Origin of the sequence: Streptomyces sp. A3M-1-3, from assembly GCF_024213665.1 — a bacterium.
Classification (GTDB): domain Bacteria; phylum Actinomycetota; class Actinomycetes; order Streptomycetales; family Streptomycetaceae; genus Streptomyces.
In genome coordinates, this window is record NZ_JANAVP010000019.1 from 60,441 (window position 1) to 78,949 (window position 18,509).

An 18,509-nucleotide genomic window follows, 5' to 3' on the forward strand; every position below is an offset into this window, starting at 1 on the left:
GTGACCGGGGGCTGCCCGTCCCCCCGGAACGGGCAGCCCCCGGTCACCGGGGTCGCCGGGTACTACGGCTGCTGGAAGCCCGCCTCCTGGAGGATCTTCTGCGCCTCGGGGCCGCTGAGCCACTTCACGAAAGCGGCCGCGGCGTCGGCGTTCTTGGACTGCTTCAGCGTGGCGGCGGGGTACTCGGCGATCGCGTTCTGCGCGTCGGGGATCTCGACGGCGTCGACCTTGTCGGCCGCGCCCCGCGCGTCCGTCTTGTAGACGAGACCGGCATCGGCCTCGCCGAGCTCGACCTTGCTGAGGACGGCGCGCACGTTCGGCTCCTGCGAGACCGGCTTCACGTCGACCTTCTGAGCGTCCAGGATCTTCTTGCCGTAGCGCCCGACCGGCACCTCGGGAGCGGCCAGCACGACCTTCAGCTTGGTGTCGGCGAGGTCCTTGAGTGCCGCCACCTTGTGCGGGTTGCCCTCACCGGTGGCGATCACGAGTCGGTTCCTGGCGATGACGGTGGCCGCTCCGGTGTCGGACTTCAGCCCGTCCATCGTCCTGGTGTCCGCGGTGACCAGGGCGTCGGCGGGAGCGCCCTGCTTGACCTGGGCGGCCAGTTCCTGGGACCCGGCGAAGGAGAACGTCACCTTCGTGCCCGGGTTCGCCTTCTCGTACGCGGCGCCGGCGGTCTTGAACACGTCGGTGAGCGAGGCGGCGGCCAGTACGGTCAGCTCGGCCTTGGGGGCGGCGGCGGGCCCGGATGCCTTGGCGCCTGTGTCCTTCTGGCCGTCCTCACTGCCGCAGGCGGTCAGCGGCAGTAGCAGGGCGGCGGTCAGCAGTCCGGCGGCGGCGCGGCGGCGGTTGATCGTAGGGGACATGGAAGCGGGACTCCTCGGTGATGCGGCCGGCAGGTGCCGTCCGAGCGGATGGTGATGAGCCGCGCCGGGGACGGGCGACGCCGCTGGGGAGTGGGTGGTTCAGGTGCGGTCGATGTGGACGCTGGTGGACTTCACGCGGGCGGTGGCCTGCATGCCGACCTCCAGCCCGAGGTCCTCGACCGCTTCGCGGGTCAGCAGGGAGACCAGCCGGTGCGGGCCGGCCTGGATCTCGACCTGGGCCGCGACATCGCCGAGCTTGACCGCGGTGACGATGCCCGGGAAGGCGTTGCGGGCGGACGTGTAGGGGGCGTCCTCCTCAGCGTGGGCGCCCTGGGCGACCTCGATGGAGAACGCGGCCAGATCACGTCCGTCGATGAGGCGGCGGCCGCTGTCGTCGCGGTGGGTCGCGACGCGTCCGGCATCCGCCCAGCGGCGCGCGGTGTCCGGGCTGACGCCGAGCAGACGAGCCGCCTGTCCGATGGTGTAGGACTGCATGTGCGCCAAGATAGACGTGTTTACCTGACATTTGCAATTCATTGACGGATCAACTATGGCACTTGCGAGTCCGCTTGGAGGAAGGTCCGAGTGCCCGTCTGCCGCTGAGGCGGCAGGCTGAGGTCCATGAGCCTGAGCATCCGCAACCAGATCCCCGGCACCGTCGTAGCCGTCACCCCCGGCGAGGTGATGGCCACGGTCAAGGTCCGCCTCGACGGCGGGCAGGACCTGACGGCCGCCATCACGCTGGAGGCCGTCAGGGAACTGGGCCTCACCGCCGGCTCCGCGGTCCGCGCCCTCGTCAAGTCCACCGAAGTGTCGCTGGCGACCGGCCCTTGTCGAGGGCCTGAGCATCCGCAACCAGCTCCGGGGCACGGTCGACCGGATCGCCACCGGCGGCGCCATGGTCGGCGTCAAAGTGACCATCGAGGGCGGCGAACTGACCGCCGCGATCACCAAGGATGCGGTGACCGACCTCCGACTTGCCGAGGGATCCCCGGTGGTCGCCCTCATCAAGTCCACCGAGATCGCCCTCGCCACCGCCTGAGAACGGCGGCCGTCAGCGGCACACCGCGCGATGTCCAGCACTACCCGGCGAGCCGGCGACCGGCCGCAGCGCCGTTCGCCGTCCGGCGTGCGCGCAGCGCCGCGGGGCGCCACCGCATCACGCGCGTCGCCACGACGGCGTACGCGATGCCGACGAGCAGCGAGGCGATCATCGCAACCACGGCGAACTGGTCCCCCAGTCGCGGGAAGACCTGCCAGTGCGTCAGGTAGATGTAGAGCGAACTGCTCGCCAGTACGCCCGCCACGCGGTTGACCGACGCCAGGCTCGGCACGTTCCGTACCCACACCAGCAGCGTCAGACCCGCCATGATGACCGCCTCCCGGGCGGGCTGGCCGAAGAAGCCCGGGACCGTCGCCAGCGCCGCCGCCGTGACCAGCAGCCGCTGGCGTACCGAGACCGCCTTCGCGGCCGCCCAGCCCATGGCGAACAGCCAGAACACGGTGACCGCGAGCGGAATGTGCCCGCGGGCGTCGAGGCCGAGGAGGTCGTAGCGCCCGATCAGCCCGAGCGCCGTCAGGGCCGTGGGGAGGGCGAACGGGAAGCGTCTCTCGGTGCGGTCGAGCAGCGGTACGGCGAGCACGGCGGCCATCACGACCAGCATGTAGACGAGGGCTTCGATGAACCAGAAACCGTCGTGCTCTCCGAGCAGGCTGGTGAGCAGGAGGACGTTGGTGAGCCGGTAGTCGTCGGTGACCAGCAGCATCAGCGCCAGCCAGGCCATGCTCGGCACGGCGATCCGCGCGACGCTCCGGGCCATGTTCCGCAGTCGTTCGCGGCGGTCGGCCGAAGTGAGGTGGAAGCGGGCGAAGTTGTAGCCGGCGACGCCCAGCAGTACGTGTGCGCCGCCCTTGACCATGAAGAGATGGATGTGCGAGCCGACGATCAGCACGATGGCGACGGCGCGCAGGGCGATGCCGGTCTCCAGCGAGCGGCGCCGGCCGCGTGCGCCGGCGCCCTTCACGGGCGGCCGTACCGGCTGCCTCAGTTCCCGGATCGGGAGCGTGTGCCAGGTGTCGGGGAGGCGGCCGAGCGCCTCTTCGAGGCGGAGCGACATCTCCACGTACGACAGTGAGTCGCCGCCCATCGAGGCGAAGCTGCTGTCCTCGGTGACATCGTCGCGGTCGAGGATCTCGGCGTAGAGCCGGCACAGGTCGACGGGCCCGTCCTGCTCTGCCTTCGCGTGCGCGGCCACTTGAGTGCCCTGCCCCGCCGCCGGCCGGGTCAGCTCGCGTACGGCCCGGTAGTCGGGCTTGCCCGTGGCCAGCCGGGGCAGTTCCGGGAGGACGCAGACGCGGACCGCGTGGGCCGGCAGGCCGCATTCGCCGGTCACCAGCCGCCGGATGTGCGCGATGTCGATGCCGTCCGTCGCGGCCGCGGCCGCGTCAACGGCCACCGCCACCACGAGTGCGTCGTCGTCACTGGTGCAGCAGCAGGTGATGCCTTGCTTCTCGAGCATCGCCTCGACCCGCTGGGGGTCGATCCGCAGGCCGAGGATCTTCGCGAACCGGCTGCGCCGCCCGACCAGTTCGTACAGGCCGTCGGCGCCGCGCCGGGCGATGTCGCCGGTGTGCAGTTCCTCGACGGTCCGGCCGAGGCGCAGGTCGGCCGGGCTCTCGGCGTAGCCCAGCATCACGTTCGGCCCCGCGTACACCAGCTCGCCGGTGTCCTCGCCTGGCCATTCCGGCAGGGGCGACAGGCGGAAGGAGCCGCCCGGTATCGCGACACCGGCCGCCTCCGGGCGGGTTTCCGCGAGGTCCGGCGGCAGGTAGGCCATGCGCGCCGTCGCCTCGGTCTGGCCGTACATCACGAACAGGTCCCAGCCGCCGGTCCGGCCCAGGGCCGCGTAGTGCGCGACCCGGTCGGGCGCCAGCCGCCCGCCCGCCTGGGTGACATAGCGCAGGTGCGGCAGTTCCATCCCGGCGAAGCCGACCCGGTCGAGCAGGTCGAAGGTGTACGGGACACCGGCGAACGTCGAACCGCGGCCCGCGCGGAACAGCTCCCAGAAGCAGGAGTCCGCCACCGAGAGGTCGGTGAGGATCACCCCGGCGCCCCGGAGCAGGTGGCTGTGGACGACGGAGAGGCCGTAGCAGTAGTGCAGGGGCAGGGTCGTGGCGGCGCGGTCGGTGTCCCGGATGCCCAGGTACTCGGCGATGGACTCCGCGTTCGCCTGAAGGTTCTCGTGCGAGAGGCGGACGAGCTTGGGAGATCCGGTCGAGCCGGACGTGCTCAGCAGCAGAGCGAGGTCCGGATGCAGGGCGTGTGCGGAAACCGCGCGGCGCTCGTCGAGCACCCACTCCCCACCCTCGGGACGTGCCACGACGTCCGGGTCGTACGCGTCGACGAGCGACTGTACGGCTTCCGGATGGTCGCCCGGGACCAGCAGGACAGGGTGCCCCGCGGCCAGCGCCGCGAGGTGGACGACCAGGGCCTCGACGGTGTTGGCGCCGACGAGCAGGACCAGTCGCCGCTCCCGGCCGAGGCGGCGGGCGGTCACGTCCACCCGGGCGGCCAGCTCGCGGTAGGAGACCGTGCCGTCCGCGGTGATGAGCGCGGTGCGGTCGCCATGGGCCGCGAGAGTACGGGCGAACGGGACGGCCTTGGTGCTGCCTGCGAGCAGGCCGGAAGGGACTATCACGAGCGCATCTTAGGAAAGCCTTACTTTATTTGATAGTCACAGAGAAGTCACAACTGATCCACAGCGGGTGCAACGTTGCGTACGTCACGCTTGACGTTTAGGTTAGCTTTACCTTATTTATTAGGGCGTTCATTCTCAGGTTGCCATGCTAGGAAGGCTTCACCCATGCGACGCCCCTTGGCCCGCCGTCCGCTGCTCGCACTCGCCGCGGCCGCCCTGCTCCTCCCCACCGTCGCCGGCTGCGGCAGCGACGAGGACGACGCAGGCCTCGTGATCTACTCCGGCCGTAACGAGAAGCTGGTCGAGCCGCTGCTGGAGGAGCTGGAGAAGGCCGTCGGCACCACGGTCGCCGTCCGCTACGGCGACAGCGCCGAGCTGGCGGCCCAGATCCTCGAAGAGGGCGACAAGACCAAGGCGGGACTGTTCTTCTCGCAGGACGCCGGAGCCCTCGGCGCCCTCTCCAAGCAGGGCCGCCTCGCGAAGCTGCCGCAGGCCTCGCTCGACCAGGTCGACGCGGAGTTCCGCGGCGGCGCGGGCGACTGGACCGGCACCTCCGGGCGCGCCCGCGTCCTCGCGTACAACCCCGACAAGGTCGCCAAGGTGCCGGACAGCGTGCACGACCTGGTCAAGCCGGAGTGGAAGGGCAAGGTCGGTTACGTCCCGACGAACGCCTCGTTCCAGGCCTTCGTCACCGGCATGCGTGTCCTGGAGGGCGACGACGCGACCCGCACCTGGCTCAAGGGCCTCAAGGCCAACGACCCCAAGGTCTACGAGAACAACCTCAATGTGCTCGAGGGCGTCGGCGAGGGTGAGGTGTCCCTCGGCCTGGTCAACCACTACTACTGGTACGAACAGGTCGCCGAGAAGGGCGAGGACAAGGTCGGCGCGAAGATCCACTTCCTGCCGGGCGGCGACCCGGGCGCGCTGGTCAACGTGGCCGGCGTGGGCATCCTCAAGGGCAGCGACCAGGCACCGGTCGCGCAGAAGGCCGTCGACTTCCTGCTCTCCAAGAAGGCGCAGACCTACTTCGCCGAGGAGACCAAGGAGTACCCGCTGGCCGCCGGCGTCACCACCAAGGTCAAGGACCTTCCGCCGCTGGACTCCCTCGAGGCCCCCAAGATCGACCTGGGCAAGCTCGATTCTCTTCAGGAGACCCTGAAGATGCTCCAGGACGTCGGGATGGTCTGATCCGTCATGCGCACAGCCGTCATGCGCAGCAGGGATCCCGTTGATCCGACGGGTCCCGCGGCCGCCCCGGCCGGCTCACCGGCGCCGCCCGGGCGGCTGCGCGCGCAGCGCAGACCGCCGGCCGCCCTGGTCGTTCCGGCCGCCGTCGCCGCGATGTTCGCCCTGCTGCCGCTCGGCTACCTCGCGGTGCGATCACTGGAACGCGGCCCCGGCTTCGCCTGGGACGTCGTCGCCAACGAGCGCACCGCGCTGCTCCTCGGCCGCAGCCTGGGACTCGCCGCCGTCGTCGTGACGGTGAGCCTGGTGCTGGGCGTCTCGCTGGCCTGGCTGACCGTACGGACCGCACTGCCCGGCGCCCGCGTCTGGTCGGTGCTGGTCACGCTGCCGCTGGCCGTGCCCAGCTATGTCGCGGCCTTCGCCTGGCTGTCCGCCTTTCCCGCACTCGCGGGTTTCACCGGCTCCGCCCTGGCACTGACCCTGGTGAGCTTCCCGTACGTCTACCTGCCGGTCACCGCCGCGCTGCGCGGCACCGACCCGGCGCAGGAGGAAGTGGCCCGCTCGCTCGGACTCGGTCCACTGCGGACCTTCGTGCGCGTCACCCTGCCGCAGCTCCGCCCGGCGGCCGCCGGGGGAGCGGTGCTGGTCGCGCTGTACGTGCTCTCCGACTTCGGCGCGGTGTCGCTGATGCGGTACGACACCTTCACCCGCGGCATCTACACCTCCTACCGGGCCAGCTTCGACCGCACCCCGGCCGCCGCGCTCAGCGTCGTCCTGGTGGTGATGACCGTCGCCCTGGTCGCCCTGGAGGCGCGTACGCGCGGCCGCGCCGGACACGCCAGGACCGGCACCGGCACCGCCCGCCGCGCCGTCCCCGCTCCGCTGGGCCGGCTGCGGGTACCCGCGCTGCTGTGGTGCGGCGCGGTCACCACGATCGCCGTCGTCATCCCGCTGGGCACGCTCGGGTACTGGCTGGCCGTCGGCAACTCGGCGACCTGGGACCCGGCCGGGCTGCTCGACACCGCCGGTACGACCCTCGGGGTCGCCGCGGGCGGCGCCGCGCTCACCACCCTGCTCGCGCTGCCGGTCGGTGTGATCGCCGCCCGGTACCGGGGCCGGGCCGCGCACCTGCTGGAGCAGTCCGCGTACGCCGGACACGCGCTGCCCGGCATCACCGTCGCCCTGGCCCTGGTCTTCTTCGCCGTCCGCTACGCCGAGCCGCTGTACCAGCGACTCCCGCTGCTGGTCTGCGCGTACGCCGTGCTGTTCCTGCCGGTCTCGGTGGCGGCCACCCGAGCCGCCGTGCTCCAGGCCCCGCCGGTGCTGGAGGACGTCGCCCGCTCGCTGGGGCGCAGCCCGCTGCGCGTACTGCGCGAGGTCACGGTTCCGCTGGCCGCCCCCGGCGTCGCGGCGGGCGCCGCCCTGACGTTCGTGGTCTGCATGAAGGAACTGCCGGCGACGCTCCTGCTCCGGCCCACCGGCATGGACACCCTCGCCACCCGGCTGTGGACCGAGACCGGAACCGGATCGTTCGCCGCCGCGGCTCCGTACGCGGCGGCCCTGATCCTGCTGGCCGCCCTTCCCTCCTACCTCCTCGGGAGGCACCGCACATGACAGCCCCGCTCATGACCGAGCTGCGGATCACCGGCCTGTCCAAGGCATACGGCCCGGACTCCGCCGTCCTCGACGGGCTCGATCTCACGGTCCCGGGCGGCGCGCTGGCCGCCGTACTCGGGCCGTCCGGCTGCGGCAAGACCACCCTGCTGCGCATCATCGCCGGCTTCCTGCGGGCCGACGCGGGCAGCGTCACGGTCGGCGGCCGCACGCTGACCGGGCCGGGGCTGCATCTGCCGCCGGAGAGCCGCCGGATCGGGATCGTCCCCCAGGAGGGCGCGCTCTTCCCGCACTTGAGTGTGGCCCGCAATGTCGCCTTCGGACTGACCGGTCTCGACCGGGCCAAGCGGCGCGGCCGTACCGAGGAGATGCTCGAACTCGTCGGCCTCGGCGGCTACGGCGACCGGATGCCGCACGAGCTGTCCGGCGGCCAGCAGCAGCGCATCGCCCTGGCCCGGGCGCTCGCGCCGGAACCGGCCCTGGTGCTGCTCGACGAGCCGTTCAACGCCCTGGACAGCGCCCTGCGCGCCGGAGTCCGGTCCGATGTCCGGGCCGCCCTGCGGGCCACCGGCGCCACCGCGATCCTGGTCACCCACGACCAGCAGGAGGCCCTCTCCACGGCCGACCTCGTCGCGGTCGTACGCAACGGGACGATCGCCCAGTGCGACACGCCCCAGGAGGTCTACCGCCGGCCTGCGAGCCCCTGGGTGGCCGGCTTCGTCGGCGACGCCGTACTGGTCCCCGGCACCGCCGACAACGGCACGGCCGCCACCGCCCTGGGCCGGCTCCCGTTGGCCGCGCCCGCCGCCGGGCGGCGGGACGGGACGGTCCTGCTCCGGCCCGAGCAGCTGCAACTCACCGAGGCCGCGACCGGCGTACGCGGCACGGTGACCGATGTGTGCTTCTACGGCCATGACGCGATGGTCAGCGTCACCGTCGACGGGCTGGACCTCCCGGTGGACGTCCGCGTCGCCGGGCCGGTGACCGTACGCCCCGGCGAGGAGACGGGCATCCGCGTCACCGGCGAGGCGACGCTGCATCCGTGACCGAGAGCCGCGCCCACCGGTTCAACGCCACCGCGAGGACGATCCCGACGAACCCCGAGGGCCCGCGTGCCGAGCGCGAACACTTCGGTCACGGCGGCCCCGGTGAGGGCGGCGAGTACGCCGACCTGCCACACGGGGCGGCCGCTGACGACGGATCGGACCGGGTACGTGCCGGTGGTGCGGGGGCGGTGCGCGCGGTCGCGGTCATGGCGGTGCCTCATGGTCGGCGGTTGGGGTTGCCGTTGCGGTTGCGGTTGCGGTTGCGGTTGCGGTTGCTTCGCAGGGGTGGACCGCGACGCGGCTCACAACTCATCGGTTCCCGGCCAGGAATTCCGCGACGCAGCTCATAGACGTCCGCTAGCGGCCCACCGGGTCGCCGTGCGCGCCGTCGCCCGGGGTCATCAGCGTCAGATGGCCGCCCTCGTCCAGCGGAGTAGGAACGCTCAGCACCCGGTGGCGGGCGGGCTGTTCGGCGTCCACCAGGTGGATCTCGCCGTGGCCGCCGCGGGTCACCGCGATCAGTGAGGAGCCGGGGGAGGCGGCGACCGCGCGCCGCTGGACGCCGTCCCACGGTGTGTCACCGCGGCGCGGCGCACCCGCCATCGGCGGGAGCGGGACGCGGGCGGTGACCTCGGGCCGGGGCGAGCCCGAGGTCGAGGCCGAGGCCGAGGAGATCAGGATCAGTTCGTCGCCGTCGGGATGGATCCGTACGAAGGCGACGTGCCGGGCGGCCACGGCGAGCCGGAAGACCAGACCCGGGCCGAGGTCCAGGCGCCCCGTCGTGCCCTCGTCGAGCCGGTGCCACCAGGCGTGGTTGGTCCACTCGGGCCACTCCCCGGGCGCGCCGGGACCGCCGCGGACGCAGGACCACAGGGTCCGCCGGGCCGGGTCGAGCCGCAGGTAGTACCCGCGGCCCTCGCCGCCCCAGGACAGCGGAGCCTCGGAGACGAGCCGGCCGTTCTCGGCGCGCGCCCGGTGCACCCCTTCGCCGGTCGCCGCGAACAGTCGTCCGGTGACCGGGTCCTGGGCGTCCCCGTGCCCGTCGGCGGGCAGCGGGAGGCTGTGATGCGCCTCGGCAGGCGGGCAGGCGGGCGCGGCGGCCAGCAGTTCGAAGTGCCGGTAGGCGGTGAGGGAGCCGGGCTCGCGGTGCCGGAGCACGACGAGCGGGTCCCGGCCGCCCAGCACCACAACGCCCGGTTCACCGACCCGGGTTCGTACCCGTACCGCACGTGCTCCCCCCTCGGCCGCCAGGTCGACGACGGTCAGCAGGTCGCTCCAGGCCTCCCAGTTGCGCCCGAGGCCGGTGGTGACCGCGAGGCGGCGGCCGGCCGGATCGGCGGCCAGATGCTCCGCGGGCACTGCGACCGGAATGGTCACCTCCACCCAGGGCAGGCCGTCGCCCGCCGCGAAGGGCGCCAGCACGACCAGTTCCCCGGCGCGGTCGTCGACGAAGGCCGTGCGGTCCCCGGGGAGTGCGAGGAAGCCCGCGTGCTCGGCGAGATGGCGGCCGTCGAGCCGCGCCAGCGGGCGGCCCTCCGGAAGGTCCAACAGGTGTACGGACCCGGCGATTTGGTCGGCGACGAGCAGTAGGGCGGACGGGATCGCGGGCGGATGGACGGGCGTGGTCATGGGAGCTCCTCCGGTGCGGGCTGGGCAGGCGGACTTGATTTGGTAATGATTATCATGTGTAAATGAGGGCCTCGGGGGGATGGCCGGGGCGCCCCTCCGCACCTGACGTGCCTGTCGTCAGCGCTCCGGAAGACGAGAAGAACAGAGAGCTGCCGATGTCGCGCATCGCGATCAGCCGCGCCCGCCGCTGGCTGGCCACCGCCGTACTGGGATCCGTACTCGTGGCCTGTGGCACCGCCACGGACAAGCCCGCGGACCCGGCCGACCCCAAGTCCGCACCCAAGACGGACACCACGGTCCTGCCGGTGAAGTCCGCGCGGAAGATCACCGACGTCAAGGGCGTCACCATCTCCACCACCGCGCCGCCGAAGCGCATCGTCTGCCTGGTCGCCCTGTGCGACGACATGCTGACCGAGCTCGGCCTCGAACCGGCCGCCACCAACTCCGCGCTGCTCACCCACCCGAAGTTCCTCGGGGAAGCACGCGCCAAGAAGATCCCGGTCGTCCCCGGCGGCTTCCTCAGCCCCGAGGCGGAGGCGATCCTCTCCCACAAGCCCGACCTGGTCATCGGACTCGGCGACACCCACGGAAAGCTCGCCCCCGCCCTGAAGGGCGCCACGACCTTCTGGCCCGTCCAGCCGGGCTCGTGGCAGGACAGCGTCGCGTACCTGCGTGACCTGGGCGCACTCACCGGCCGGGGCGAGCAGGCGGTCGCGGCCGAGAAGAAGTTCCGCACCAAGCTGGCGGCCGCCGAGGCGGACAAGAGCGACAAGACCGCGCTCATCATCTTCGGCAGCGACGAGAACTTCGGCGTCGCCACCCCCGGCAACGACGTCGCGGCCGGCCTCTTCCCCGCGATTGCCGACTACCCGTGGAAGAGCCGCGGGGTCGAGGGCACGTACAGCCTCGAAGAGATCATCGCGCGGGACGCGGACGTGCTGTTCGTCGAGACGCTGTCCTTCGGCAAGCCCGACGGAAAGCTGTCCGACAAGCTCGCCGAGAACCCCCTCTGGGCGCAGATCCCGGCCGTGCGGAACGACAAGGTCATCGAGGTCGACCCGGAGGTCTGGGCCAAGGGCCGAGGCACCCGCTCGCTCGCCCTCGTCCTCGACGAGGCGACGGCCGCACTGCGGTGAGCCGGCGCCTGCCCGTCATCGCGGCCGCCGCCCTCCTGGCGGCGGCCGCGATGCTCACGCTGTGCCTCGGCACCCCACCCGTACCGCCGCACCGGCTCTTCACCGGCGACGGCGTGACCCAGGTGATCGTCACCCAACTGCGGCTGCCCCGGCTGGTGCTCGCCCTCGTCGCCGGCGCCTGTCTGGGCGCCGCAGGGCTCGTCCTCCAGGAGGCGCTGCGCAATCCGCTGGCCGTCCCCGAGCTGCTCGGCGTCTCGTCGGGTGCGGCGCTCGGGGTGGCGGCGCCGCTGGTGCTCGCGCTCGCCGTCCCCGTGGCCGTACAGCCGCTGCTCGCCCTCGGGGGAGCGGCGATGGGCGGAGCGCTGACCCTGGTCGCCGCGGGCTTCGGACGGAGTCCTTCCGCGGTCCTGCTCACCGGGGCGGCGGTGGCGGCCGCCCTTCAAGCGGCCCTGCTGGTCCTGATGGTGATGGCCGACCAGCTCGACCTGCAGATCATCTACCGCTATCTGCTCGGCAGTCTGTCCGCCAGGACCTGGGACGACGTGACGGGCCTGTGGCCGTGGCTGCTGATCGCGCTGCCCGCCCTGGTGCTGTGCGCGCCGGTCCTCGCCGTGCTGCGCCTCGGCGACGACGACGCGCAGGCGCTGGGGGTCCGGGTACGGCGGGCCAGGTTCGCGGCGCTCGCCGTGGCCGTGGTGCTGATCGCCCCGGTCGTGGCGGTGTGCGGCCCGGTCGCCTGGGTCGGCTTCCTCGCCCCCCAACTCGCGCGCAGGCTTCGCCCGGACGCCGACGCGGTGCGGTGGCTGCCGTGGGCGGCGGTGTGGGGCGCGGTGGTCGTGGTCTGCGCGGACCTGCCGGCCCGGCTGGCACTGGCGCCGACCGAGACGCCGGTGGGCGCGTGGACCGCGCTGCTCGGCGTACCGGCGGGCGTGGCTCTGCTGCGCGTCCGACGCGGGGCGCGCGCCGGCGCGACGGGCCCGGGGCCGGCGGGGGATACGCAGGCGGGCGTTGCGCCGGCCAGCGATGTGCCGCAGGACGACGTGCCGACGCACGACGTACGAGCAGGTGACGTACGGGTGGACGACGTACCGGCAGGCGACGTGCCGGCTGGGGATGTACCGACGGACGACGTACGGGCGGACGACGTGCCGGCAAGTGACGTGCCGGCGGGCGACGTGCCGGCGGGCGGCGTGCCCGCCGGGGGCGCCGCCGAAGGCGCGCGGAGCGCCCCGGCGGCGGGCAGGCTGGCGGGCCGGGGCAGGGCGTCCGGGCCGGATCCGGGGGCGGTGCGATGACATCCGGGACCGCGACGGCGGCCGTCGCTCCGGTCGCGCGCGCGAAGCACTGGCGGCGGCCTGCCCTGGTCGCCGTACTGCTGCCGCTCATCGCCTGCGCGAGCCTGCTTGCCGGGCGGGCCGTGACGCCCGCGGGCGTGTGGCAGGTGATCCTCGGCGGGGGTGACGAGACCGCCCGGCACGTCGTCCTCCAACTCCGGCTTCCCCGGCTGCTCGTGGCGCTGGGCGCGGGCGCGTGCCTGGGGCTTGCCGGGCTCGTCCTGCAGTCGGCGCTGCGCAACCCGCTCGCCGGGCCGGAGGTCACCGGGGTCACCCCGGGCGCGGTGCTGGGCGCGGTGGCCGCGACCGGGACCGGCCTGGCCGGATGGGAGTCGCCCGCGGCCGTCGTGGCCGCTGCCTGCCTCGGCGGCTTCACCGGCGCCGGACTGCTGTGGCTGCTCGCCGGTCGGGACCGCGGCGATCCCGAGCAGACCGCCGTGTACGGCGTGCTGGTCTCCGCCCTGCTCGCCGGTCTGACCGCCATGGTGCTACTGGTCGCCCCCGGCGAACTGGGCAGCGTGGTGCAGTGGCTGGTCGGCTCGACCGAGGGACGGGTCTGGCAGCACTGGAACCTGCTGTGGCCGTGGGCCCTGCCCTGGGCGGCCGCCGCGTGCGCGCTCGCGGCTCCGCTCACCCTGCTGCGCTGCGGCGACGAGCAGGCCGCCGCGGCGGGCCTCGCCGTGGGCCGGGCCCGGGCTGCCGCGCTGGTCTGTGCCGTCGCCCTGACGGCCGGAGCGGTCTCGGTCGTGGGCGCCCTCGGGTTCGTGGGACTGCTCGTGCCGCATGTCGCGCTGGCCCTGTTCGGCGCGGACCTGCGCGTCACGCTGCCCGGATCCGCCCTGCTGGGAGCTGTTGTGGTGGGCGGGGCGGACGCGGTGGCACAGGCATCCTCCCGCTGGCTCGCCGCGGCGCTGGACGCGGACCGGCTGACGCTGCCGACGGGCGCGGTGACGACCCTCGCCGGGGCGGCTCTGCTGCTGATGGTGGTGCGCCGGGTGCCGGCCGACGGGCGCTGACACCTCCCCGTACCCGTAAGTGACTTCGAGACCCGAGGACGGACATGACGCAACCGGCACCCGCATCCGCACCCGCATCCGCTCCCACAAACTCCGCGCCGCTCACCGCCGAGGGGGCCCCGTCCGACCGGGACGCCGTGCGCGTCGAGGGGGTCCGTTTCGGGTATCCCGGCCGCCCGGTGCTCGACGGGGTGGATCTGCGCATCCGTCCGGGCGAGCTGGTGGCGCTGATCGGCCTCAACGGCTGCGGCAAGAGCACCCTGCTGCGCCTCGCGGCCGGGCTGTTGCGGCCCCATGGGGGCCGCGTACTGCTCCAGGGTGACGACCTCGCCCGCTTCTCGCGGCGCGCGACGGCCCGCCGGGTGGCCCTGCTCCACCAATCAGCCCCGCCGGTACCCGGCATGACTGTACGTCAGCTCGTACGGCAGGGCAGATACGCGGCCCGGGGGCCACTGGGCATGCTCCGCGAGGGCGACGACGAGGCGAGCCGGCGGGCGCTGGCCGACGCCGGGGTCGGCGAGTGGGCGGCGCGGCCGGTGGACTCGCTGTCCGGCGGCGAGCGGCAGCGGGTGCGGCTGGCGATGGCGCTGGCCCAGGACACCCCGGTCCTGCTGCTGGACGAGCCGACCACGTACCTCGACCTGCGGCACCAGTTGGAGGTGCTGCAGACCGTGGTGCGGCTGCGTGAGGAGCGGGCGCTGACGGTCGTGATGGTGCTTCACGACCTGGCGCACGCGGCCCGTTTCGCGGAACGGATCGTGGCGTTGCGCGAGGGCCGTGTGGCCGCCGACGGTGCCCCCGGCGACGTGGTGACACCTGAGCTGCTCGCCCAAGTGCTGGGCGTGGCAGGGCGGGTGGGGCGTGATCCGCAGGGCGGCTGGCCGGTGTGTTACCCAGATCACCCGCTGCCGACTATGAAATGACAATCATATTCATTAATGTCTGTGGTGCGGGGTCCACCGGGCCCCGTCGCCGCCGTAACAAGCGGCATCCTTCGTATGACTTGGAGGCTCAACTCATGGAGCAGGACAAGGTCTTCACCCCGATCGCCGAGCAGGGCCAGCTCGCCCACCTGTCGGCCACCCACTCCAACGCCCTCGTCGAGAACCCCTTCGACGACGGCGAGGAGTAAGCACCACCGAGGGGGCCCGCCCGTACCTGACGGGCGGGCCCGCCCTCGGCCCCCCTCGGTCCACCGCATCGCCGCCCGCACGCTGCAACCGCATTCCCGAACGGAGAACGTCACGTGACCCGCACTCAACTGGCCCCCGGTACGGCCGTCGTCACCGTGCCTGGGCAGGGACTCGCGGTCCGTACGCCCGACGGGGAGTTTCTCCGGGTCAACACCGGCCAGGTGGCACCGGAAGCGCTCGTTGCCCGCCTCGCGGGCGGCGAAACCGCCCCGGATGCCGAACGGGACGCCCTGGTAGGGGCCTTCGCGGCGGCGGGCTACCTCGCGCCGCCCCGTGCCCCCTGGCCGGCCGCCCGTCGCACGGTCCTGCTCACCGGCGCACGCACACTCACCGAACCGCTCGCCGCGCTGCTTGCCGCCGCCGGAGCCGAGCCGCGCACCGGGACGGCCGACGAGGCCGCCACCGCCGTCCGCGGTCACGCCGCCGCCGTGGTCTGGTGCCTCGACGAGGCGGTGCCGCACGGCCTCTGGGACGAGGCCGACCGGCTGCCGGAACGCGGAGTCGCCTGGCTGCGCTGCCACCGCGAAGGCCTCCAGGCATGGATCGAGCCGACCGCCGCCCGGCCCGGCGACGTGACCTCCGCGCAGGTACGGATGCGGCGCCTGGCCGCGACCTCCGCGCACCGCGAACTGGCCGCCTACTGGAACGGCCACCGGCTCGAGAGCGGCGCGCCGACCTCGACCGCCGCCTCCGCGGCGCTGATCGCCGCCCTGCTAGCCACCGACCTCGCCGCCTGGGCGCACGGCACCCCCGACAACCGGCGGCTGCGCCGCATCGATCTGCGCGACCTCACCGTCACCGCCCACACCGTGCTGCCGGTGCCCGATGTCGCGCCCCTGCCCCGGCCCGCCGAATGAACCCTCACATACGCGAGATACGCGAGATACGCGAGATACGTGCCATACGCACGTCGTACGTCGTCACTGCCGACGGTGTCCGGCTCGCCACCGACCTCTGCCTGCCCGAGGCGCCGCAGGACGCCCGCCTCCCCGCCGTCGTGATCCGTACGCCGTACGACCGGCGCCGCCACCACGGCGAACTGCGCGGCTGGGCCGCCCGCGGATTCGCCGCGATCGCCCAGGACGTACGCGGCAGACACGACTCCGGGGGCGACTGGCACCCGTACCGGGGCGAGGCTGCCGACGGCGCCGCCACCCTGGCCTGGATACGCCGACAGACCTGGTCCGACCGACGTGTCGTAGCCGCCGGCGCCTCCTACGCCGCGCACTGCGCCCTCGCCCTCACCGCCGGAACCCAGCCGCCGGACGCCGTGATCGCCGCGGTGCCCGCGCTCGGACCCGCCGAGACGGCCCGGGAGACCACCGGACCCGAGCGGCTGCTCGCGCGGGCCGGCTGGTGGGCTGCGCACGGCGACCGCCGGGACTCCGACGAGGACGCCCTCGCCAAAGCCCGGGCCGAGGACCCGCAGCTGCTCGAACACCTCCCCGTCCTCGACCTGCCGTCCCGGCTCGGCCGCGCCCTGCCATCCTGGCCCTCCCTCTGGCGGCACCGCCCCGACGGCCCCGCCGCGCTGACGGCGGCGCGCTCGCGGGTGCCATTGCTCGCCGTCGGCGGTACGCACGACCCGTTCGCCGAGGACACCCTGCGGCTGTGGCACACCTGGGGCGGCCCGGCCCGCCTGCTGCTCGGCCCCTGGGGGCACGCGCTGACCGCGGAACCGGGCCCCGACGCCGGCGCGGCGCACCGGCTGCGGCTGGGCGAGCTGTACGTACGGTGGGCCACGGCCGCGCTCGCCGGCTCCGCCCCCGCGAAGTCCGGGGCCGTCGCCCTCGGCGGTAGTGAACTCTGGCTCGGCGTAGGGGAGTTGGACACCCGGCCGAAGGAGTTCCGGTTCGCCGACTGCGGCGGGCTGCGGCTGCTGCGCGGCCCGGAGTTCACCGCCGACCCGGCGCGGCCCGTCCGCTCCGACGACCTCGGGGTGCCCCGCACCGGCCCCGCCGACCGGTGCCTGCTGGTCACGGCCCCCCAGCCGCGGCCGCTCGACCTGATCGGCCCGGCCGAGGTCCGGCTGCGCGCCACCGCCGACACCGCGGTTGCGGACTGGGCCGTACGCCTGGTGGCTCTCACCCCCGAGGGCGCGGCCCGGCCGCTGGCCACCGGGGTCGTACGCCATCGCGCGCACCCCGGCCGCGCCGCCGACGTACCTGTGCCGCTCGGCCACCTCGCCCGGCGGCTGGCCGCGGGCACCCGGCTGCGTCTGGAGATCGCCGGACACCACTTCCCCGCCCACGCCCGCAATCCGCACACCGGCGAGGACCCGCTGACCGCCACCCGGCTGCTGCCGTCCGCGCGGGTCGTCGACGTCGAAGGCAGCGCGCTTCTGCTGCCCGTGGCCCCGCCCAGGAACTTCACCCACGCCGTGAACCCCGTACAGGAGATCTGCCGATGAGTACGCTGCCGCCCGACGCGCTCGTGGACCCCGTCTGCGGCATCGTCCGCAGCGTCGCCCCCGTCGAGCACCCCGCCGGGGCCCCGCCCCGCTACACCGCGATGACTGCCGAGGTCTCCGACGCGCGGCGCTTGGGCGCATGGCCGGCCGACCGGGTCGCCCTCGGCACCACCTTCGGCGACCCGGCCGGCGCGCGGATCGCCGCCATCGCCGAGGCCGCAGAACGCTACTGCGGCAACCGGCTGCCGCCGCCCGGCCACCGCGAGGCACCGCTGCGGGCCACCGCCGGTGAACTGGCCGAGAAAGGGCTGCGGTTGTACGGCCCCGGCGACCTGCCCGCGTACGCCGACTGGCAGTACGCCCGCGAACGCTTCCCCTACCGGCCGCTGACCGAGGACACGCCGGCGCTGTGGGCGCGGGGCCGCGAGCGCACGGGGGAGGGTGAGAGCGTGGAGTGCTGGGCACCTGTCGCCCTCACTCACCTCAACTGGCGCCAGGGCGAGCTGCGTTCACTGCCGCGCACCCACCACCTCAACTACGCGGGCATCGCCACCGGGCAGGGGCTCGACGACGCTGTCGAGCGCGGACTCCTCGAAGTCGTCGAACGCGACGCGCTGGAGCTGTGGTGGCACCTGGACGGGCCGACGCGCGGCATCGACCCGGACAGCGTCCCCGGACTCTCCGCCGACCTGGCCGGCTGCGGGCTCGGCGTGTGGATCGTCGAGATGCCCTCCGAGTTCGCCCCCTGCGTGGCCGCACTCGTCCACGATCCGGCCCGGGGCCTCTACGCCGCCGGATTCGCCTGCCGCTACGACCCCGCCGAGGCGGCCCGCAAGGCCGTACTGGAAGCCGTACACACGTGGGTGTTCACCCAGGGGCTGACCGACCCGGACGGCTGGGTCTTCCGCGCCATCGACGCCGGACTGCTCGCCCGTGGGCTCTACCTCGACCACCGGGCCGACCGGCGCTATCTCGACGACTGCGGCGAGGACTTCGGCGCGGTCCGGGACCTCGGCGCACATGTCCAGGTCTGGCTGGACGAGCGGGTGGCGCCACTCGCCCGGCGCTTCACGCACCCGGCCGGCGCAGTGGCCGGCATCGACGCCGTCGCCGCCGGCAGCAGGCAGCACCTCGACCGGGCGCTCGCGGCAGGCGGCCACCGGGTGATGACCTTCGACCTGACCACGCAGGACGTCGCCGAGACCGCACTGCGGGTCGCCCGGGTGCTGGTCTCGGGCCTCATCCCCAATGCCCCCGCCGCCTTCGCCTATCTGGGCAGCCCCCGCTTCGGGCAAGCCGCCCTCGCCCGCGGCTGGCGCGAGGAAGCCCCTTCAGCGTCCGGGGACTTCACGCTCACGCCCCCGCCGCACATGTGACGGGGA

Annotated in this window: 14 protein-coding genes and 2 pseudogenes; 12 read left to right on the forward strand and 4 right to left on the reverse strand. The window is 73.6% G+C overall.

Annotated features, from left to right (window positions below):
* Positions 1–62: 62 nt before the first annotated feature.
* Together modA and NLX86_RS21770 are read right to left on the reverse strand one after the other, a co-directional pair.
* The gene (modA, locus tag NLX86_RS21765; protein WP_254373429.1) at positions 63–866 is read right to left on the reverse strand and encodes a molybdate ABC transporter substrate-binding protein; all 804 of its coding nucleotides are present in this window, start codon (positions 864–866) and stop codon (positions 63–65) included.
* A 99-nt stretch (positions 867–965) separates the two neighbouring features.
* Positions 966–1,361, reverse strand: coding sequence for a molybdopterin-binding protein (locus NLX86_RS21770; RefSeq protein ID WP_254373430.1), 396 nt, complete (start codon positions 1,359–1,361; stop codon positions 966–968).
* Positions 1,362–1,487: 126 nt separating this feature from the next.
* Between NLX86_RS21770 and NLX86_RS21775 the strand changes: the two are divergent.
* A pseudogene (locus tag NLX86_RS21775) lies at positions 1,488–1,908 on the forward strand (molybdopterin-binding protein).
* Between the two features lie 40 nt (positions 1,909–1,948).
* Here NLX86_RS21775 and NLX86_RS21780 read toward each other — a convergent pair.
* Positions 1,949–4,564 (reverse strand): AMP-binding protein, encoded by a 2,616-nt coding sequence (locus NLX86_RS21780; RefSeq protein ID WP_254373431.1) that lies wholly within the window; start codon positions 4,562–4,564, stop codon positions 1,949–1,951.
* Positions 4,565–4,729: 165 nt separating this feature from the next.
* Between NLX86_RS21780 and NLX86_RS21785 the strand changes: the two genes are divergently transcribed.
* Genes NLX86_RS21785 through NLX86_RS21795 form a run of 3 tightly spaced genes read left to right on the forward strand, consistent with a single transcriptional unit; the run spans position 4,730 to position 8,409 of the window.
* Positions 4,730–5,752, forward strand: a complete 1,023-nt coding sequence (locus NLX86_RS21785) for an iron ABC transporter substrate-binding protein (protein ID WP_254373432.1) — start codon at positions 4,730–4,732, stop codon at positions 5,750–5,752.
* A gap of 21 nt (positions 5,753–5,773) precedes the next feature.
* The gene (locus NLX86_RS21790; protein WP_374213929.1) at positions 5,774–7,363 is read left to right on the forward strand and encodes an ABC transporter permease; all 1,590 of its coding nucleotides are present in this window, start codon (positions 5,774–5,776) and stop codon (positions 7,361–7,363) included.
* Between the two features lie 11 nt (positions 7,364–7,374).
* A complete protein-coding gene (locus NLX86_RS21795) occupies positions 7,375–8,409 on the forward strand; it encodes an ABC transporter ATP-binding protein (protein ID WP_254373492.1) in 1,035 nt (344 codons plus the stop codon).
* A 357-nt stretch (positions 8,410–8,766) separates the two neighbouring features.
* On the opposite strand, the gene NLX86_RS21800 is transcribed toward NLX86_RS21795, so the two are convergent.
* A complete protein-coding gene (locus tag NLX86_RS21800; protein WP_254373434.1) occupies positions 8,767–10,038 on the reverse strand; it encodes a hypothetical protein in 1,272 nt (423 codons plus the stop codon).
* 155 nt (positions 10,039–10,193) lie between these two features.
* Here NLX86_RS21800 and NLX86_RS21805 point away from each other — a divergent pair, with 155 nt between their 5' ends.
* From NLX86_RS21805 to NLX86_RS21840, 8 genes and pseudogenes are all read left to right on the forward strand, one after another.
* A complete protein-coding gene (locus NLX86_RS21805) occupies positions 10,194–11,174 on the forward strand; it encodes an ABC transporter substrate-binding protein (protein WP_254373493.1) in 981 nt (326 codons plus the stop codon).
* Positions 11,175–11,224: 50 nt separating this feature from the next.
* Positions 11,225–12,193: pseudogene (locus NLX86_RS21810) on the forward strand (FecCD family ABC transporter permease); the annotation flags it as partial.
* A 272-nt stretch (positions 12,194–12,465) separates the two neighbouring features.
* Positions 12,466–13,524 carry an iron ABC transporter permease gene (locus tag NLX86_RS21815; RefSeq protein WP_254373435.1) on the forward strand — a complete coding sequence of 353 codons (1,059 nt, stop codon included), beginning with the start codon at positions 12,466–12,468 and terminating at the stop codon, positions 13,522–13,524.
* A 44-nt stretch (positions 13,525–13,568) separates the two neighbouring features.
* A complete protein-coding gene (locus tag NLX86_RS21820; RefSeq protein WP_254373436.1) occupies positions 13,569–14,447 on the forward strand; it encodes an ABC transporter ATP-binding protein in 879 nt (292 codons plus the stop codon).
* 95 nt (positions 14,448–14,542) lie between these two features.
* Positions 14,543–14,656 carry a streptamidine family RiPP gene (gene amiA / locus NLX86_RS21825; RefSeq protein WP_254373437.1) on the forward strand — a complete coding sequence of 38 codons (114 nt, stop codon included), beginning with the start codon at positions 14,543–14,545 and terminating at the stop codon, positions 14,654–14,656.
* Positions 14,657–14,770: 114 nt separating this feature from the next.
* Positions 14,771–15,574 (forward strand): hypothetical protein, encoded by an 804-nt coding sequence (locus NLX86_RS21830; protein ID WP_254373438.1) that lies wholly within the window; start codon positions 14,771–14,773, stop codon positions 15,572–15,574.
* Positions 15,571–17,127, forward strand: a complete 1,557-nt coding sequence (locus NLX86_RS21835) for a CocE/NonD family hydrolase (RefSeq protein ID WP_254373439.1) — start codon at positions 15,571–15,573, stop codon at positions 17,125–17,127. The genes NLX86_RS21830 and NLX86_RS21835 overlap by 4 nt, the downstream gene beginning before the upstream one ends.
* A complete protein-coding gene (locus tag NLX86_RS21840) occupies positions 17,124–18,503 on the forward strand; it encodes a YcaO-like family protein (RefSeq protein ID WP_254373440.1) in 1,380 nt (459 codons plus the stop codon). The genes NLX86_RS21835 and NLX86_RS21840 overlap by 4 nt, the downstream gene beginning before the upstream one ends.
* The last annotated feature ends 6 nt before the right edge of the window (positions 18,504–18,509 follow it).

What these genes read in the sequence shown, in the direction of transcription:
- NLX86_RS21770 (WP_254373430.1), bottom strand. Translation starts at nt 1,361, where the DNA reads ATGCAGTCCTACACCATCGGACAGGCGGCTCGTCTGCTCGGCGTCAGC.
- NLX86_RS21835 (WP_254373439.1), top strand. Translation starts at nt 15,571, where the DNA reads ATGAACCCTCACATACGCGAGATACGCGAGATACGCGAGATACGTGCC.
- NLX86_RS21790 (WP_374213929.1), top strand. Translation starts at nt 5,774, where the DNA reads ATGCGCAGCAGGGATCCCGTTGATCCGACGGGTCCCGCGGCCGCCCCG.
- NLX86_RS21815 (WP_254373435.1), top strand. Translation starts at nt 12,466, where the DNA reads ATGACATCCGGGACCGCGACGGCGGCCGTCGCTCCGGTCGCGCGCGCG.
- NLX86_RS21805 (WP_254373493.1), top strand. Translation starts at nt 10,194, where the DNA reads ATGTCGCGCATCGCGATCAGCCGCGCCCGCCGCTGGCTGGCCACCGCC.
- NLX86_RS21820 (WP_254373436.1), top strand. Translation starts at nt 13,569, where the DNA reads ATGACGCAACCGGCACCCGCATCCGCACCCGCATCCGCTCCCACAAAC.
- modA (WP_254373429.1), bottom strand. Translation starts at nt 866, where the DNA reads ATGTCCCCTACGATCAACCGCCGCCGCGCCGCCGCCGGACTGCTGACC.
- NLX86_RS21800 (WP_254373434.1), bottom strand. Translation starts at nt 10,038, where the DNA reads ATGACCACGCCCGTCCATCCGCCCGCGATCCCGTCCGCCCTACTGCTC.
- NLX86_RS21785 (WP_254373432.1), top strand. Translation starts at nt 4,730, where the DNA reads ATGCGACGCCCCTTGGCCCGCCGTCCGCTGCTCGCACTCGCCGCGGCC.
- NLX86_RS21795 (WP_254373492.1), top strand. Translation starts at nt 7,375, where the DNA reads ATGACCGAGCTGCGGATCACCGGCCTGTCCAAGGCATACGGCCCGGAC.
- amiA (WP_254373437.1), top strand. Translation starts at nt 14,543, where the DNA reads ATGGAGCAGGACAAGGTCTTCACCCCGATCGCCGAGCAGGGCCAGCTC.
- NLX86_RS21840 (WP_254373440.1), top strand. Translation starts at nt 17,124, where the DNA reads ATGAGTACGCTGCCGCCCGACGCGCTCGTGGACCCCGTCTGCGGCATC.